Origin of the sequence: Paenibacillus sp. 2RAB27 (assembly GCF_052115445.1) — a bacterium.
In the GTDB taxonomy this organism is placed as follows: domain Bacteria; phylum Bacillota; class Bacilli; order Paenibacillales; family NBRC-103111; genus Paenibacillus_E.
The window spans coordinates 1-19204 of the sequence record NZ_JBFRGR010000062.1 but is presented as its reverse complement, the minus strand read 5'-3'; the positions used below and the strand labels follow the sequence as shown (position 1 = coordinate 19204).

The following is a 19204-nucleotide window of genomic DNA, read 5'->3' as shown; positions in this document are numbered from 1 at the left end:
ACCAAACAGCGATTGGTTTAAAGATTCTTCTGCAACTTCGAAATTCATATAATCTTCCCAACCAACCGCACAACAAAGCTTTATATATTCTGATATCGTTGGAACTCTTTTTAGAATTAAAAGATTATTTTCCATAATAACTCTCCTTTTGTTGGAAAAAGAACACATTTGAGTATTCGACGAAACCATTGAAGAAGCCTGCACTTTAGTGCAATAACAAAAAGAGACCCACAGCAACGGGCTGCGGGTCAAAGTTTATATTTTAAAGKGGGTCATTTATTATTATAACCGTTATTGATTAATACCAGATGAAAATAAGATTTCAATCGTGTAACATTTACTCAACTCTCGTTCCCAGTTAGCGTAGAAAAGTTCTGCCGCTATGTATTATTATCTGGATAATTCTCAAGATCTTCTCTAATTTCTTTTATATCTGACGAAAGCTTTTCAAATAGAACCTTATTCTTTGGATCGTTTCTATCTTTAAAATTTGTACTGCCAAAAAAATTATATTCTACATTCATAATAAGTTTTTTAATGCGCTCTCCCTCTTCGTCAAACTTGCTCTCATAGAACGCATCTATTTTCTCCCTCTCAGAAAAAGGAAATCCCACATATTTTATACTTATTTCAAAAACCTTAACAATCTCAAGTGCGACGTTTTTAAATTCTCCCTTTTTTATCCTCATTTTTGAATCATCCTCCATAAAACACCCAGAAAGTGACATTAATAAACTTAATAGAATTAGAATTGCTGTTGCTGTACTAAAACGTATCAATTGTGATCCAACACCTCTATATATTATTATTAAAGATTCGTGCCCGTTTAGCACAATAGGCTGCACGAGGCAGCCGGTAAAGGTTTGTTCAACTATCGTTACCCATTAGGGTAATATCATCTAGTGTCCATATCCGTGTGAGGCTTGAGAGAGATACGCTAGTATGACAACAAAAACAAGGATAACACTCATTAATATTATTACATAACCTGTCAATCGTGCTGTCAAATTCCTTTTATAAAGTTTAGATTTCCGTATAAACAGAAATCCAACCCCTAGCAACAACGCAATAATTATCCCAACATAATCGTCCAAGCAATCATCCCTTATCTTGATTATCATATTGCTTTTCCAATTGAGCTATCGTTATCCGTTACTTTAATACACAAATAGGAGCTGCTGCAAAGCAAGCCCCTCTAACGGTCTTGAAATCACTGATGAAGATATCATTCATCTGTATTCATCTCAGAGTCCCCTGAAAGCTGTATCATAACAACTTGTTTATTACTTAAATCAACGACTAATGTTATACAGTCGATAAAGGTTGCAAAGAATCTCAATGCTTTCGATTMTTTCAATTCATCTACAAGTGTCCAACCAGTTGGGATAAAGCCAAACTCCTCACCTAAGTCAAAATATCCCTTTGTGAAAAAATCCTGAATGTCATTTGTATTTTCAATAACATACTTATCTAACTCATTGAGTTTAACGGAGTAACGAGCAAGTTCTCTTTTTTTACCATCTGTCCATATACTCATGTCATTAGTTCTAAATAAGTCATGTATAACCTGAATTATTCCGTTATTCGTGCTGTCAAACATTTTCTTTGATTCTTCTTTAAGATATTGCATATTAACAACATCAATTTCATCTTCAACATAAACAATTTTTACATCTTCAAAATGAGGCGCAATGTCATTCATTATTAAATAACGAACAGTTTCATCTTTAGCAGAATAGACATTCATCATATTGTCCGCAAGAAGCGCACTGCCAGCAGAAAGCAATCTTGCTAATTCAGACATAGATGCAGGAGATTCAAGTGAAACCTTTTTTAAATTAAACCGCCTACCAAGAATTTGCTTCATACTTCTGTTGGTGGGGATAGTCTCCTCAATCCAATCAAACATTTTTACCATCCTATGTGTAGTTTCTAATTTTCTAAATTATACCATATAATTTCATCGCATCAATATTTACTCATGGACTATGGTTGTCTCATACTATTGTGTTAATCTGCCCGTTAGGTGAGCGAAAGGCTGCCGATCGTGCAGGCAGCCTCCCTTTGCTGTGTATTGAACAAACGTGTCCCGTTTGTTGAAAGGTCATCTTTGCTTCTGAATTTAACGATCAAGAATCCGTTTATGATAGAGATCAACCAAATCCGTCGGTCCACTCTCGCCCCATCCCAAAGTTACCGTAATTTTCATAATGTATGAGAGTATCCGCAAGTGCTATTTAGAATAATTATTCACAAATATTAAATAATTGATGTGAGTCTAGTTTTGGTTATGGTCAAAAACGTTGTATCCTTAACAAAAAAGGAACACTTAATCCCATTCTGGGTTTGTGTTCCTTTTTCCAAATCTATTGTTGATTACTCCTATTATTGGAATTTCAATGCATCGAATTCATCGTCGCATGCTTAACGACGACACGGCGGATGAAGAACGCCGCGGCTAGCCCGAGGAGTGTAACAGTCATCGCGAACATGAACACGTTCTGGGAACCGAACATCATGGCTTTAGCCATCTCGGCCGGCTCACTCGGCATCGATGAGCCGATCAAATACTTTTCCATGCCCTTAGTAAGAATGCTGATTGCGACTGCCGTTCCGATCGCACCTGCGACCTGTTGCAGCGTGTTCATGACTGCCGTTCCATGTGGGTAAAGTTCTGGCGGCAGTTGGTTAAGCCCGTTCGTCTGCGCCGGCATCCATACCATGGATATACCAATCATGAGACCAATATGCAAGGACACGATAAAGGCTACAGAAGAGGCAACTGATATACTGGAAAAAAACCATAACATCACTGCTACGATGACAAGGCCGGGGATAACGAGCCACTTAGGCCCGTACTTATCAAACAAGCGTCCCATGCGCGGCGACAAGATACCATTCAACGCACTGCCTGGCAGCAGCATGAGCCCGGTAGCAAACGCGGATAGTTTCATCCCGTTCTGCAGATACATCGGCAAAATAATCATACTTGATAAGATGATCATCATACACGACAGCACAAGAAGCAGCCCCACAATAAACATAGGGTACTTGAAGACTCGCAAGTTCATCATCGGCCCACGCATTAACATTTGGCGAAGTGTGAACAATACAAGCGCGATTAGGCCGATAACAATCGATGAGAGCACGATCGCACTAGTCCAGCCTCCCTCCCCTTCGCCCGCCTTACTGAAACCAAAGACTACACCGCCGAAGCCTAGTGATGACAAAATAATGGACAATGGATCAATCCTCGGTCTTGTGACCTCAGTGACGTTTTCCAGGAATTTCAATCCTATCAACAGCCCTATGACCAAAAAAGGAAGAGACAGCCAGAAAATGTAGTGCCATGATAAATATTCGATTAAAAGACCCGCCACAGTAGGGCCAGTTGCCGGTGCGAACATGATGACGAGACCAACGAAGCCCATCGCTGCCCCGCGCTGCTCTGGAGGGTAAACTACGAGAATCGTATTAAACATGAGCGGAATCAATAAACCCATGCCGGCTGCCTGCAGAACGCGAGCGACCATCAGCATTTCAAAATTGAAAGCAAGCGCTGCAATCAATGTCCCAACGATCGAGCTTACAAGCGAAACAATGAAAAGCTGCCTAGTAGTCAACCATTGTAGCAGTAAACCTGTCATCGGCATCAGAATTCCAAGAGTCAGCAAAAAGCCAGTCGTTAACCACTGTGCAGTCGCGGCCGAAATCTGGAAAACGTCCATTAAATTACTAATTGCTATGTTGAGTGCTGTCTCGCTGAACATGCCTACGAAACCGCAAATGAGCAGAGACGCCATTATAGCCCGCGTATTATATTTCTTCATATTAATTTCATTTCCCTCTCCTGACAACTATTTTAAATAGTACTCTATCTATTCGGATCCGCTATAAAATACAACAGAGTGAGCACTTATACAAGTCCAAAACAAATTCAACAATATTCTACCTTTCAGTTCTATAGGAACCCCTCTATCACTCGAATATTGATTTGGTCCCTTCCGTTAATACAGTTGTGGCCTTTAATATCTCGATAAGTGACGTGAAAAAAAATTCTATATTGACCGTTAAAGGAACAACGGCAGCCGAACTTTGAACGATTGCCCTCGTGTTTTGATTGAGCTATCGTTCACCGTTAGAGCGGCACACCTTGTACAGCGCGACTATTTCTCCAACTCAAAGCGGGTCGCGATAATGCCCGACTTGAGCGATTGGGTGGACAGCAGCTTGAGCCTGATTTACTCAACGACGCCGTCGAATGCCGATTTTCCGCTGCCCAGGACGACCGGACAAATCGTCAATAGAAATTCGTTGATCAGGCCGAGCTCAAGCAACGTCTTCGCCGCCCCCGGGCTGCCGAAGATAACGAGATTTTTGCCAGGCTGCTCCTTGAGCGCCTTGATTTCCTCTGCGATTTTGTCATTAATCAGCATCGTATTGTTCCATTCCGCCTTTTCCATCGTGCCGGAAATGACAATCTTCTTAACATCCTGCAACCATTTAGCATGCTCCATACCGTGCCTCGACGCATTCGGATCATCTAGCACTGTGGGCCAGTAGCTCTCCATCATCTGACACGTCATACGTCCTTAAACGGAAGAGCCGACTTCGGCTACGACCTCCTCGGCGTATTTCTCAAATTCCTCGTTGTACGGAATCCAATCAGTCCTCCGTTTGAGTCTGACGCATACCCATCCAGCGACACATGCATGAACAATACGAGTTTTCTCATATCCGTTTCTCCTCCGATTTCAAATTTATCCTGTTCGATTTTTTTACCGTTGTCCTGTGTTTTGTCCTTGATGTTTCGTCCACTATAAATCATTACGTTACGTAAGGTTCAAGGGGGTTCTAAATTTTTTTGCAGACAACAATGTTGCGCAAAACTGCCCGATAGTTGAGCAAACGGCAGCCGATCAATTAACCGACTGCTGTGTGAGTAATTGAGCTTTTCCTTCGGTAGCTAAACAATGTCTATAAGCAATACGCTGACAGTTTTTTAATTAAGTTGAAGTAAACGTATGATTTCACCATCAATTATCTCTTCACTTGCCTTTTTAAACCCCAAGGATTCATACATTTCTCCAGCAATTAAGTTATTAGGTCTGTGCCCGATCATAATTCTTTTGCAGCCCATTGATTCAATCAGTTCAATTAGTTGTTTCATTGCTGTCTTTCCGTAACCCTTACCCTGGTGATTTTCATCAATCATTATTGCAGGTATCCAGTGGTTGCCATCCGAGTCTGGATTTTTACAAAAAGTAAGAAATCCGATTAAATTATCATCACAATAAATTGCACGCAGCTCAAAATCATCAACATATTTAGATTCTGCAATCCAATAAACAACAGGTGCAGGAAAAACATCTAGTTGTTCTTTCTTAACTTTTAACTTGGTACAATCATACCAGTTTTCATTGGACACTTGCTTTAATTCAATACCCAAAGAAAATTCCTCCCAAAATTGCTTCATAGTGGATTTTATCTCTCCATGACTATAATTGAACATCCTTCATTGTAACCACAACAGCATGGGAATTTTTCATACCACATCACTCCTTTCAATTGGGAAATCACCCATTCATCTTACCACTAAGTTTTTCGTCTTAATTGGTACAAAACAGCTATAAAAATTGACTCTTGAGATCTGACGTTGATCATCCACCACGCTCTACTGCCCGATAGCTTAATGAGGCTGCCATCGTTTTCGCGGCGGCAKCCTCATTTTATAGTTTATTGAAGTAACGTTCCCAGTTAGCGTAGCGATCATCTCTTTTTAGCAATAAAGAGTTGACAAATGATATCTAAACAATAAAATCTACTTTTTCTGCTACGATTTCGAATGAGGCATTATCATCTTCATACCAGTTAGCAAAGAGAAATTTACGGAAGGGTTTATTCCCTTTTCTATTCACTTATGGAATAAAGCATCATGCCGTTGCCTCAAGAGCTATCGGGAATTTAGGATTCTAAACTTTGAGTGTTACTTTTCGGTAAATCATTAGCATCCAGTATATCAGTTTATGATACACATAAGATAGAAACCATGCTCCGACAAAAACAATTATAAAGCTAAATAATGTGTATAAATTATATTCCCAGATTGCACCGGGAGGTTTATTGAAATTTTTATATGAACTTAGTAAAAATGGATGTATTAAATAAATACCAAATGGTAATTACTAATTGAATTAAGCCAACGAATTGGCGCATACGATTTATTTAACAATAAGCACCCTAGCCTAAGGAAGGTTATCCCAATTCCTACTGAATAAAAAAGTACAGATATATCATACCATGGTGTATTTTCAAAAAGTATATTTGAATAACGACTTTCTATTAACATTCCGACATATATAAAACCTGAAAGAAAGGTAACCGGCAATATCCATATAATATTTATCTTCAACCATGATTTGAAGATCATGTAGTAAATGCCCAGATAACCCCCGATTAAAAAATAAGCAAAATATGTAGGTGATAATGATGAAACATGTGGTAATTCTTTAACCCAATTTTTATATACATAGAAAGACCCTTGTATTAGGAACCCTAAGGGGATTAAGCAATGCCTAAACCATGTCCATCTTTTTGCTAATGTCATAAGAGCGGGAAACAGCAGATAAAACTGTAGAATAAGAATCATAAAATATAAATGGTAGCCGATTTCACCCCATTTAAAAGAAACGAAAAAATCATGTAGATTTATATTTATTCCTCTTTTAGATATATATTGATTAAACGTGTAGTAAAATGAAGACCATACTACATAAGGAATGGCAACCCTCCATATTCTTTTTCGGAAATACTTACAAGCCAATTTTTCATTCCAGTTATCGTAATATTGATAAAATAAGACAAAACCACTAATTAGGATAAATAAAGGAACAGCAAATTGACATGCCCTGTTGATTGCATAAAAGATAATTTGTGATAAGCTTCCATCAGTCGGTTCAAGGGTTGCATCTGAAGTGGAATGAATAAGAACGACCGCAAGAATAGCCAATGCTCTTACAATATCCATTTCATGAATCTTTGATCTAACAGATATTATCAATTAAACACCTACCACCTCAACAATATTATGTGAGCTTTAAACTTTGATTGTGATGTGAAACTCTGCAATATCCCGATGCTCTTTTTCATTTCCGTTCAATTCACAATACACGAAGAATACTCCCCCTTCCTTTAATTTCTTCAAGTTATTTCCACAATCCTGCCAGTTAGTTGAGAAAACGGCAGTCCTGATGCCGGCTGCCGTTTCTTACACTTGTCATTCGAGTTGTGATCTATTGAGTTATGATATACCGAAATTTTTCACTGTACGAATTTTTCTTTTGCTCCACTCGTCGTAAATGATCATAAAAGCTATGAGAAAATTTAAATACGTGACCAACATCCCAATCTTGTTCGCTATAGTTCTTTTCCCAAAACTGAATTTCGGTCGGTAGCGCGTTTACTCTCGTCGCAGGTAGCAGAGGCAATTGATCGACAGGCGAAACCAATTTGATTGAATCTCCAGGTTTAATGTTACGACTATGGCGTAGAACTTTAACCAACTTCATTATTGGAAGTAATCCTCTTTCGAAGAAGGAGACATGGCCTAGATCAAACAAGATGTTTAACGCATGTGAGAAAGTTAACATGTGACCAATTAAATCATGATGTGATTCCGCGCGATAAATGACGGGGAACTCGGTGAGCTGTTCCAGCACAAGCAATGATAGCTCTTTTGGATTCGATATTTTCGGAAAGCCGTCTTCATCAATAATCTGCATCCTTTTCACCTCGGAAGCAGAAAAACCAATCCAAGAACGTCCCGGAATCGTCCTCTCAAACGAGAGAATGAGATCGATTATTCCAGCAATTTCCTCAGTACTTCCCCAACCTTTTAGTTCATGGATAGCCAACAAACTTGCAGCGCTGTAAATTACATTATGACCGACCCAGTGCAGCTCATCAATCGTTTTATCAAGTGCTTCAAGTATGGCAGCTTCAGCCGTACATTTGTCATAATCGGAACGGTGTTGAGTACTTTCCGATCCAAGAATCTTTTGTACCATCGCTCCAGCCTGCGAAGCAATGAGTTCAGTGATTTCTTGTCTCAAATTATTCGTTGAAACGAAAAAATAACTACCAATAGCGGCAGCACCATAATGAGCTTGCCAAATGTCACCTGTTTCTTGTTTGCATGAAGCGATGATCGTTAATCCGTCCCTCAATATGGATTGGTTTAACATAATGTCCTCCAATTTAATTCCTATTACACTAAATCTTCGCGAGCCTAATTCAACAATCCTGCCCGTTAGCGGGGTGAAGGGCCACCTTCCATCATGCATGCATATTATATTGTTTGTATGGCAACCACCGATAATCAACAAATGACTCCCCAGAATTAAGATAAGTGAATGTTCACAAAAGTAAACACCCACTAACGAACTCTATTTTCCACTAACGGACTTTATTTTCCTTGATCAGTAGCGTAGCAGCAGCAAGTTGCACCTCCATAAAATAAGAGCATGATATCACTCGGTTTTCCTCCGATTTCTTTGCAACATACATATTTCCATTATTGGCCTTACACTACGCAACCCACTCTCTATTCCATCTAGGTAATCTAGGCAGACTGTCACAAATGAAGATTTATTGTTCGAACGAAGTCATCATTTCCCTCTCACCAATATAAGAGGCCTCACTCACTTAATAGTGAAAGAATAACACCCGTTTTCGACAAAAAAAACAGAACTCCGCATATATCCCATGGAGTCCCCGGTCTTCACCTTCTTATTCTAAACACTCTCTAACAACCGCCCATCCCGAAACCTCACAACCCGCTTCGCCTGCTGCGCTATCGCATGGTCATGCGTAATCAAAATTATCGTCCTACCCTGCTCATTCAACCTCTTAAATATATCCATAATCTCAATCCCCGTCTTCGAATCCAGTGCTCCAGTCGGTTCATCCGCCAAAATAATCGCAGGATCTCCTGCGAGCGTTCGTGCGATCGCAACCCGCTGCTGCTGCCCGCCAGACAACTCCGAAGGCAGATGCTTCCACCGATCCACCAAATCGACCGCTTCCAAAGCTTTCAAAACAAGTGGCTCTCGTTCTTTCCGCGTCATCCCCCGATAAATTAAAGGCAACTCTACGTTCTCATATGCACTTAATCGGGGCAATAAATTAAAGTTTTGAAACACGAATCCGATTTTCCGATTCCGTATCTCGGCTAGCTGCCAATCCTTCATCTGGTTAATCGCTCTGCCGTCAAGAACGTATGATCCCGTGTCAGACACATCTAAACACCCGATGATGTTCATCAGCGTCGACTTCCCCGAACCTGAAGGCCCCATAATCGCGACAAATTCTCCTTGCTCAATAACTAATGACACATCATCCAACGCGCGAATCGTTTCCCCACCCATCACATATTGTTTACAGACATGATCAATTTGAATTAGGCTCATATCCTTCGCCTCCATTTTGCGATCCCAAGATCCCTAACAATGAAGAATGCGACTATACGAAACGTGTTAAAATGCTCCCCCTAACCTAGCAGCCTTACCGCTTCGCCTTATAAAATTCATGATATAGCTTCATCAACGCCCGCTTTTCAATGCGCGATACATAGGACCGGGAAATCCCCAGCTCTTTCGCGATCTCCCTCTGCGTCCGTTCCTCACCGCCAAGCTCCAAACCAAACCGACCGACAACAACTTCCTTCTCGCGGTCATCCAAAATCTCTAAATTTTTATATATCTTAGACTTCTCAATCTTCAGCTGTACCGCATCCACTACATCGTCAGCTTCACTGCCGAGGATGTCAATTAACGTAATCTCATTCCCCTCTTTGTCCGTTCCAATGGGATCGTGCAGAGATACATCTTTACGTGTCTTCTTCAATGAACGAAGATGCATTAAAATCTCATTTTCTATACAACGTGCTGCAAAAGTCGCCAACTTCGTACCTTTGTTTGGGGAGAAGGATTCGATAGCTTTGATAAGTCCAATCGTCCCGATGGAGATCAAATCTTCCAAATCTTCCCCCGTATTATCGAATTTTTTCACTATATGGGCGACCAATCTCAAATTGTGTTCAATCAACTTGTTCCTAGAATGATCATTACCGTCTGCCATAAGCCTCAGATGTAATTCTTCTTCTGCCTCGGTAAGTGGTTGAGGAAACGCATTATTTTTGACATAGGATACAAGCAAGGTTAGCTGCTTGATTAATACGGCTATTGCGCTAAACAATCCAGGCATTCCAGCCACCCCCTTCAGTGTTAGCGGATCTTAGCTGTTCGGAAGTCTCCGCTTTGAGCTTAGTATTAGTGTATGTAGGTAGGAGCCTAGAAGTGCATGTACCTAATAACTTAGACAAAGAAGTCATCTAGAACCAGCTCATTTAAATTAACTTGTGGGGATCTTGTTACACTAAGATAAGAGAGCAACTTTAGTCTCCTCTGATTGAACTCGTACATCGCCTGCTCTTTTGAGATCTCCATCAGAAAAAACTTCAATTTAACATCCTTAAACATTCTATACTTATTGATTTCTGACATGCAGATAAATCCTCTGGCTGCAAGTTCCTCTAACTTAGATATATCTATAACTGCAACATCCAGCAGTTCACTGATCCCAAAGATACTTAGAAAATGTTGAACTAAAACGGCCGGCTTCGTCTCTAAGAGAGAGATTGTCCCATAATCGGTTACAACCTTTTTCTCTTTTTGAAGGATTGCCGAAGTGCACGCACGTTTTCTAAGTCTATACCACTCTCCAGATAAGATCTCTAGATTTTTATGATATTCATGCCATACCGCCAATTGATCTTGAATATCCATATCAGCCCACCAAACGTTATATGTATTCTTCAATTGTTTATTGGGACTAAAACGAACAAACTTCTCAACTAATAGCATATCTTTATTAACTAATCTTAATAGCTGTTCTTCACTTAACTTCTCTATACAAATAGAACATGCATGAACCAAAATGCCTAGATCATAAAACATCTCCTTTAGAGCATCCTTGTCCCAAGCATATTCTTTGTTAGAAAGAAACTTGCTAACTACACCAATTTCATTCCATTCAATTCTCATTTTTTCAGAACTCATTTGGAACAGACGAACATTATCCTTAATACTGCTCGTAATGAATTCGCACTGTTTCATTTCCTCATACTTGCCCTGCTCAAAAAAATAGTTGAGATGAAAGATCGTCATTTGATAAACTACTCCCACTCAACTATCTTCATAGGACTATATACATTTGCCTGCTTTAACTTGAACTTTCTATGCAGCACTACACCAACATCTGTTTCTTTATTGGTCTTCTCTGCTAACAAGTTTTCTAAATGGCCAATCATTGTAATTTGAACTTCATTACCTATATAATGAACTCTCACCTCATCAATAAGCCATTCGACGATTTTTCTTTTTTCATCAAATGATAGTTCTGAGCCATTTCTTCCAATGAACTCCTTAATGCGTTCTGTAGCTAATGTAATCTTTTCAGCATTCACATTCCCCTCTTCGAACGCTTCAAGCTGCAATAAATAATTGTCTAGAGTTCGTTGAAGATCTAACTTAAACACATTGATTTTGGCAATCTCTTCTGCCATCTGCTCCTCATTAATTACATCACGCATAAACATTATTTTTATTTTTTCAATTTCCTTCCCCTTTTCAATGAGTTGATTTCTTACCAACTCGCTGGCTTGTTTAATCTCACTAACAACTGACTCCGACATCACATCTAATTGTGCAATATACTCATTTGGGTCAGATATCACTGACATTATGAGATTCCATATAAACTCTTCAAGCAAATCAGCTCTCAAAGTCTTTGCGGGACAAGCTGTTACTCCATTTCCATAACGCTTTGGGTTTTTATTTGGACATCGATAACAGGTATACTTTCTTTTCACACCATCGTACAAACCTTTTGATGCATATGTTGTGCAATCCCAGGTTCTTCCACAATGTGAACATCTAATTATTGATTTGAGAAGATATTCATACTTTGTATTTCCGGATCTTGTAGTGTTTTTCACTTTTTGTTCTTGTGCTAATTCAAAAAGTGCCGAATCAACGATAGGCTCAATTTCAACCAGAATCCAGTCACCTTTCTCACGAAATTCATAAGTTTTTTTAGGTGCACCGCCTTTGGTTTTCTCACCTTTAACCTTTTTGAATTTTCGGCGATTGTAATAGTATTTACCGATATAAACCTCTGAATTTAAAATACGCGAAATTGAAGAAGATCCCCAATTACAACTTTCTTGCCTTTTTGGGGATACACCCAAATCATAAAGCTTACTTCCAATTTCACGAAGTGTTAAGTGATCAAAGATATACCACTGATAAATATTCCTAACAACCTCTGCCTCCTTTTCGTTTATTAATGGCCGTCTTGAATTGTATTCCAGTCAACTGTTGATGGAAATTCTAGCTCGATATTGTCAAATTTTTAAGATGAATTTTTGTTAGTTTGATCAAACAGATTAGATATTTCTTCTACCAATCCAACTTCAATCGAAGCTTTGACAGCTGAAAAACAATATTCCGTTATTACTTAACATCATTGCTAAAATACATTGAATACTCTTCAATTGTTGGTATTCGGAAAAAAAGCTTGTCCTACATAGCTTCGTGTCCACAACCCCTTTACTATATGGGCAACTAACCTTAAATTGTGCTCAATCAGCTTATTTCTGGAATGATCATTACCTTCAGCCATTTGACGCAAATGTACTTCTTCTTCTGCCTCGGTAAGTGGTTGTGGAAACGCGTTATTCTTTACATAGGACACAAGCAATGTAAGCTGCTTAATCAAAATGGCAATCGTACCAAACAATCCTGGCATTCCAGCTACCCCCTTGAGCGTATTGCGGAGCATGTTGGCTTCGGTAGCCTCCGCTATTTAGAATAGTATTAGTCTATGTGGGTTAGCGCCTAGAAGTGCCTGTACGGAATAACTTACTTGAATATGTCGTTCGAAATTTGCTCATTTAAGATTACTTGCTGAGCACGTACGAAACTCCGGCCAAAAAAACTACCTTTAAGCATTGTCATTTATGCTTTCATATTGAATAATCCCTGTGCACATGAAATAATCAACTTAATATCTGTTAAATAAAGGGAGAGTGTCCAGTTGAAGAATGTACGCTTCATAGGCAGCCTACTCGTATTGTTCATAGGTTTCGCGTCGACTACCTTACCTGTTTCAGCTCAATTCACGATAGATCCTGTGCAGACGATTACGCCAATTACGAACCTTAATCCTAACGTCAAGGACCTCATCATGTTTCAGAATTCTAGCTTCGTACAATTAAAATGGAAAGCTCCGACAATCGCAATATCGTATATCGGTACTCCCACTGTTGCTCCCGACGATACCATTTACTTCTCTTATACAATACTGGCTGGAAACGGGATTGCGGCACATTTGCCAGACGGGACGAAGAAATGGCGAATTGCCATCAATGAACATATCTTAACATCACCTGCCATCGATAAGGATGGTACCATTTATGTCGGTACTGGCCGAGCCGGTGAGCCAGGCAAGCTAATGGCATTTCGAGCAGATGGTTCATTGAAATGGTCTTTCATTACAGGCGATCAAGTCGCATCTGTACCGATTTTTGGGGCGGACGGAACGATTTATGTCGCATCTAAAGATGGCATTCTACATGCTCTAAATCCTATGGATGGCACAGAAATCTGGTGGCTTGATCTGGAGGTAAAAAATCAGGCGAAGCTGGTTCTTAGCCCTGATGGCACTATTTATGCAACTATGGGTACCAAATCGCTTTTCGCGATCAAGCCAAATGGGACGAAGAAATGGATATTTCCAATAGGCGGTCTAGCAACATCGACACCTACTATCGGGTTAGATGCTACCATTTATGTTGGATCTGATGATCATAAACTTTATGCCGTTTCACCTAACGGAACTAAACAATGGGAATTCGATCAAGGCAGCAGCCTATATGCGCCATCTGTCGGTCCAGACGGAAGTGTTTATTTCGGATCACAAGATGGAAAGCTCAACGCCTTATTACCTAGTGGAACGATAAAATGGCAATTCGCTGCAGGCGGTACGGTCACCCCGCCACTTCTTGGGCCGAATGGAATTATCTATACCAATTCATCGGCAAATAAAGCAATTTACGCGCTTAGCCCCGACGGTACCATTCAGTGGCAATACAAGATTGATACTAACGAGATTTTACCCTTATTCACTGGACATGATGGGACCCTCTACGAAGTATCCACCAAATTTGCCGATCAAGAAGAAATTAAGTCCGAGGGCTTATTAGACATGTTTGTTTTGTACATGTACGCGCTCAAAGTTCCTGTAACAGCCATAACGATCAATAAACCCACACTCAACCTTCAAGCGGGGGAACGCGTCTCACTCAGCGCCGCGATTTCACCCAGTTATGCATCCAATCACAAAACAACGTGGAAGAGCAGTAATCCAAACATTGCAGCAGTGGACAGCAACGGGCAAGTCAGTGCACTCATCCCCGGCACAGTAACAATTACTGCAACTTCCGGGGACGGCTTATCTACACAGAGCAAGGTCACTGTCACAGAAGGAACTAGCCCTGCAACGACTACAACCGCAGATACAAGTCCCTTTACAGACACGAAAGGACATTGGGCAAGTCCTGAGATTAGCATGGCCTATGAGCGTAAAATCGCGAGCGGTTATCCGGACTTCTCATTCAAGCCGAATGCTGACATTACGCGTTCTGAGTTTACGGTTATGTTAATGAATGGATTGAAGCCTAACCTAGAGGGTGTACCGCTCACTTTCACCGATGCGAACCTGGTAGAAGATTGGGCGGCAAATTTAGTCAAACAAGCCGTTCAGCTTGGCCTCGTCAGCGGATATCCCGATGGCACATTCCGACCGACAGCCAACATTACCCATGCAGAAATGATTTCTATGGTCGTAAAAGCCCTGGGTCTCCCCCTAATAGCAGGTATCCCAACAGGCTATGCCGATGATGCCGACATTCCAGATTGGGCTAAGCCAGCGGCAGTCATTTCAAGCAAAAACAACCTACTTGGCGGCACCATAGGCAATAACTTCGCCTCATCTATGCTTGCTACCAGAGCGGAGGCCGTTACAGCCATTGTTCGAATGCTTCATATAAAGCCATAACATATAAAACCTCTGCCCCCTACAATAGACAATAGAGAACTATCAGGTTAATCTATACTATTTTAGGGGGTGTTTGGCATGGGGAAAAAAAGACACCCAAAAGGGTGCCTCCTCCTACACGACGCCTAGTTCATTAATCCAACTCAATAAACTTTGGTATTATCTGTTGCAGCAACTGTTCAATTTGTCCTCTACTTAACTGATCCTGTCTTTGTTTCATTGTCAAAAGGACATCAACGATATCACGATCTCCATCATCGTTTAAATCTGCCAACACAATGGGCATACGATTTACGAATACTTGGTAATTTTGTGTGCTGCCATTCTGTGCGGTTACCGTAATTTGAATCGTATTCATTCCTTCAACTAGATTCGGTACATCGTAGATGTAAGCTTGATCAGCAAGCATATTATATACTGCACCCGTTATCGTAATCGTTTGATAGGGATCTGCCGGGGCGAGCTCGATTCGAAATGTTACAACCTCATTGGGCACTTCTACTAAATAGTCCACTTGCGATGGCTCAAACCCTGGCGTTAACGTACCTTGTTTCACATTTATGTTAGACAACAAGGCATTGCTGGATGGCGAATTAATGTCTGTTAGCTTTACCAGAATAGTTTTAATGTTTCCTACATCATTTGCAATACGGATACTAATCGTATCCCCTACATTTACGTTAATATTATCGACCGATGTACCCGTTATCGGAACATAATTCAAACCATTAATCGAATACGCCATACCATTTTCGGTATTATACAACTTTGTCGTTCCAGGGGTCGTCCCCTTGGTCAGCTTTGTAAAAGCCCATAGTTGAGGATATTCATTAGGAAGTTGATACCAATCTGTTGCAAAATCCCAACCCATAAAGTTAGCTCTCACTCTCATTTCACTATCCGTTAGACCAGTGCCTCTCCCTGTATCAACTTGATGTGTAGGACCGTTGTTGTAATAGCTGTTGGTTATAATCCTATTGTTCACACCCACCAACCCACCTGCTTGATTGGTTCCACTCACAGTCCCTGTGGCGTAGCTAGTAGTGATTGTTCCATTCATATTTACGCCAACCAAACCGCCAATCTCATAATTTCCATTTACATCAGCAGCCGCGTAGCTAGTGGTGATCGTTCCATCATTAAATCCAACCAATCCGCCAATAGCATGATTGCCATTTATTGATCCAGTAACATAGCTGTTGCTAATGGAGCCAAATCTATTGTGTCCCGCCAAACCACCAACAACCCAATTACCCGTTATATTTACATTTTCCAATCTCATATTCGTAACCGTACTACCTGATTCTAGTTGACCAAATAAACCAACAAAACTAACACCTGACCTATTAATGGTAAGTCCCCTGATTATGTGACCATTGCCATCTATATTTCCTCGAAAAGCTGAACCATCACTGCCTATCGGCAGCCAACCGTCCCCATCATTGTATGGACTAACATTTAAATCAATATCATTTATCAGCTTAAAATATAGACCAGGCTGCAAATTATTCCTTACCTTATCAAGTTGCTCAGCAGTTGAAATTTCATAGGGTTGTTGCTGCGTTCCGTTTCCTCTTGCAAATTCATCCAGATACTCACATAGTTTAACTACTCCGGGTGCAGGATCACCTTGCTTAAAAGTCCCAGTGTTACATGCCACCCCATCGGTGAATCTAGCATATACAAAATTGGCACCAATCCCGTATCGTACTAATTTCTCTCCTGTAAAGTGACAATCTCCCCCTTCACCAGCGCAGTATACCCAATCGTTACCTGCCGCGGCTACTTCACTGCTCCCGCCAAGTATCCCGATCGTTCCACCCAATACCATCATCCATACAAATAGGATAATCATTCCTTTTTTTAACATTGAACGCATCATTATTTCCCCTCCAAAGCTAGTAAAACTCTCTGCCACACTTATCTCAGGAATAAAGCCAGTACTAGATTCTCGGTGCAATATATGCGACTTTATACCTATAATCATATCACATATCCACATTTATTAAGTAAATATTTTGTCAAAATAAACCATTAATTGTCGATACCATTTGACAGATCTCTACGCAATAAAATAAGCCCCTTTTCGGGGCTTATCCAAATCTAGTCTATCATCGGAGAAATCAGACTCAGTATGAAAGTAATATCATTCCGATCGATTCTACCATCAAGATTGAAATCTCGCGCAGGACTATCGGAAGTAATAAAAGTAACAACATCATCAATTTGAATACGACCATCCTGGTCATGATCCAGTAAAGTGAAAGTAGAAATAGGAATAACAACAAAACTCATTTCTGTGGAAATAATTCCATTGTTAGCGATGACTGTATATATCCCTGGCTCGGTATTCACAGGCAAGATAAACCTTGAGTCAGAGAAGGTACCGTTAGTTACAGTAACATCATTGAAGCTAGTTAGAACACTGCCGTTAGGGGCCAGGATTGTAATCGTCAATCCATTTAGATTAGTTGTCCCTATTAACTCAACTACTTCACCCTGTACTTTAGTTGAAATCGGACTTAATTTAATGTGAGGAGCATCGGACGTGATCGTAATGACTTTTCTCCCTACAATGCCAGACCCGTCATTTGCTCTTGCCTCAACCGTAACTGTACCTATGCCAGTTGCTGTTAACAAGCCACTTTGACTAATTATTGCATTCCCCGTATACCCATTTCCGTTCCCATAAACATGCCATGTTACTGAAGAATTCGTTACGTTCAAAGGTAATACAGATGCTTCCAACTGTAGCGTTCCCCCAATAACTACCGCATCCCTATTAGAAGTTTCTTTTACAGATATACTAATCGTCATAACAGGTACTTCAGGTACCGGTGTTATTGAGATAGCTGTGCTGCCTTTAGTACCTGTACCGTCAGTTGCTGTCGCTGTAACCGTAACAATACCTGGTTCAATAGCATTTAACACACCTAAATCACTGATGGTCGCTGCACCTGAATTTCCATACACACTCCAAACCACTGATGCGTTAGTTGCGTTTTCAGGTAGAACAGTTGCAATCAATTGTAGCGTATTTCCTGCAACTACTGAAGTTAGGTTGCCTGCCCCTTTAACTTCAATTTGACTAACAGGGATTGCAGTAATTGAGATTGACGTGCTTCCTTTAGTCCCTGATCCATCCACTGCTGTTGCAATTACCGTAACTGTACCTACTTGTGTAGCAATCAATAATCCCGTTGCGTTGATCATCGCATTACCTGTATTTGCGACCACACTCCAAGTTATATCAGTATTTGATGCATTCTCTGGCCACACAGCAGCGTTCATCTGCAATGAGCTTCCATTGATTACCGTTGTTGCATCGCCAGCTCCGGTCACTACTATACTATTGACGGGTAATGCTGTAATCGTAATGGTCTTGCTACCAACCATATTCGTACCATCATTGGCTGTGGCTTTAACAGTGACTGTACCTACTGTTGTTCCTGTCAATAAACCGGACGGACTTATCGTTGCTGTTCCAGTACCTGCTTCCACACGCCATGTTACGGAAGTGTTCGTTGCGTTTTCTGGTAATACCGTCGCATTCATTTGCAACGAGCTACCGTATGTAACACTTGTCACACTATTTGCGCCTGAGACGATGATCTCTGTGACAGGTACAGCTGCAATCGTAATGCTCTTGCTACCAACCATATTCGTACCATCATTGGCTGTGGCTTTAACGGTGACTGTGCCTACAGTTGTTCCTGTCAATAAACCAGACGGACTGATCGTTGCTGTTCCTGTGCCTGCTTCCACACGCCATGTTACGGAAGTGTTCGTTGCGTTCTCGGGTAGTACCGCTGCACTCATTTGCAATGAGCTTCCGTTCGAAACACTTGTAGCTCCATCTTTACCTGTCACGGCGATACTTGTGACTGGTATTGCAGCAATCGTAATGCTCTTGCTACCAACAATATTCGAACCATCATTGGCTGTAGCTTTAACGGTGACTGTACCTACAGTTGTTCCTGTCAATAAACCGGACGGACTGATCGTTGCTGTTCCTGTGCCTGCTTCC

At 40.7% G+C, this 19204-nt stretch carries 14 protein-coding genes and 1 pseudogene; 1 reads left to right on the top strand and 14 read right to left on the bottom strand.

The genetic code is table 11. The features are described from left to right. Positions 1-380 precede the first annotated feature (380 nt). The 12 genes and pseudogenes from AB4114_RS34585 to AB4114_RS34530 all read right to left on the bottom strand — a co-directional run. Positions 381-689 (bottom strand): hypothetical protein, encoded by a 309-nt coding sequence (locus AB4114_RS34585; RefSeq protein WP_441992482.1) that lies wholly within the window; start codon positions 687-689, stop codon positions 381-383. Positions 690-1225: 536 nt separating this feature from the next. Next, positions 1226-1909, bottom strand: a complete 684-nt coding sequence (locus AB4114_RS34580; RefSeq protein WP_441992481.1) for a hypothetical protein — start codon at positions 1907-1909, stop codon at positions 1226-1228. A 487-nt stretch (positions 1910-2396) separates the two neighbouring features. Further along, positions 2397-3830: a DHA2 family efflux MFS transporter permease subunit gene (locus AB4114_RS34575; RefSeq protein WP_310499428.1), complete on the bottom strand. Its 1434-nt coding sequence runs from the start codon at positions 3828-3830 to the stop codon at positions 2397-2399. Positions 3831-4241: 411 nt separating this feature from the next. Next, positions 4242-4574 (bottom strand): dihydrofolate reductase family protein, encoded by a 333-nt coding sequence (locus AB4114_RS34570; RefSeq protein ID WP_441992480.1) that lies wholly within the window; start codon positions 4572-4574, stop codon positions 4242-4244. Between the two features lie 428 nt (positions 4575-5002). Next, the gene (locus tag AB4114_RS34565) at positions 5003-5449 is read right to left on the bottom strand and encodes a GNAT family N-acetyltransferase (RefSeq protein ID WP_441992479.1); all 447 of its coding nucleotides are present in this window, start codon (positions 5447-5449) and stop codon (positions 5003-5005) included. 711 nt (positions 5450-6160) lie between these two features. Further along, on the bottom strand, positions 6161-7060 hold the full coding sequence (locus AB4114_RS34560; protein ID WP_441992478.1) for an acyltransferase: 900 nt from the start codon (positions 7058-7060) through the stop codon (positions 6161-6163). A 232-nt stretch (positions 7061-7292) separates the two neighbouring features. Further along, on the bottom strand, positions 7293-8243 hold the full coding sequence (locus AB4114_RS34555) for a hypothetical protein (RefSeq protein ID WP_441992477.1): 951 nt from the start codon (positions 8241-8243) through the stop codon (positions 7293-7295). A 549-nt stretch (positions 8244-8792) separates the two neighbouring features. Beyond that, positions 8793-9467, bottom strand: coding sequence for an ABC transporter ATP-binding protein (locus AB4114_RS34550; protein ID WP_441992476.1), 675 nt, complete (start codon positions 9465-9467; stop codon positions 8793-8795). 94 nt (positions 9468-9561) lie between these two features. Further along, a complete protein-coding gene (sigK, locus tag AB4114_RS34545; RefSeq protein WP_441992475.1) occupies positions 9562-10263 on the bottom strand; it encodes an RNA polymerase sporulation sigma factor SigK in 702 nt (233 codons plus the stop codon). A gap of 110 nt (positions 10264-10373) precedes the next feature. After that, positions 10374-11225 carry a hypothetical protein gene (locus AB4114_RS34540; RefSeq protein WP_441992474.1) on the bottom strand — a complete coding sequence of 284 codons (852 nt, stop codon included), beginning with the start codon at positions 11223-11225 and terminating at the stop codon, positions 10374-10376. 8 nt (positions 11226-11233) lie between these two features. Next, positions 11234-12403: a recombinase family protein gene (locus AB4114_RS34535; RefSeq protein WP_441992483.1), complete on the bottom strand. Its 1170-nt coding sequence runs from the start codon at positions 12401-12403 to the stop codon at positions 11234-11236. Between the two features lie 263 nt (positions 12404-12666). Next, positions 12667-12867, bottom strand: a pseudogene (locus AB4114_RS34530) (RNA polymerase subunit sigma-70); the annotation flags it as partial. Positions 12868-13155: 288 nt separating this feature from the next. On the opposite strand from AB4114_RS34530, the gene AB4114_RS34525 reads away from it, so the two are divergent. Then, positions 13156-15177: an S-layer homology domain-containing protein gene (locus AB4114_RS34525; RefSeq protein ID WP_441992473.1), complete on the top strand. Its 2022-nt coding sequence runs from the start codon at positions 13156-13158 to the stop codon at positions 15175-15177. Positions 15178-15310: 133 nt separating this feature from the next. Here the strand turns inward: AB4114_RS34525 and AB4114_RS34520 are convergent, their stop codons facing one another. Both AB4114_RS34520 and AB4114_RS34515 read right to left on the bottom strand, forming a co-directional pair. Beyond that, positions 15311-17059 (bottom strand): GLUG motif-containing protein, encoded by a 1749-nt coding sequence (locus tag AB4114_RS34520; protein WP_441992472.1) that lies wholly within the window; start codon positions 17057-17059, stop codon positions 15311-15313. Positions 17060-17280: 221 nt separating this feature from the next. After that, the coding region (locus tag AB4114_RS34515) for an Ig-like domain-containing protein (protein ID WP_441992471.1) at positions 17281-19204 on the bottom strand (1924 nt) is incomplete at its 5' end.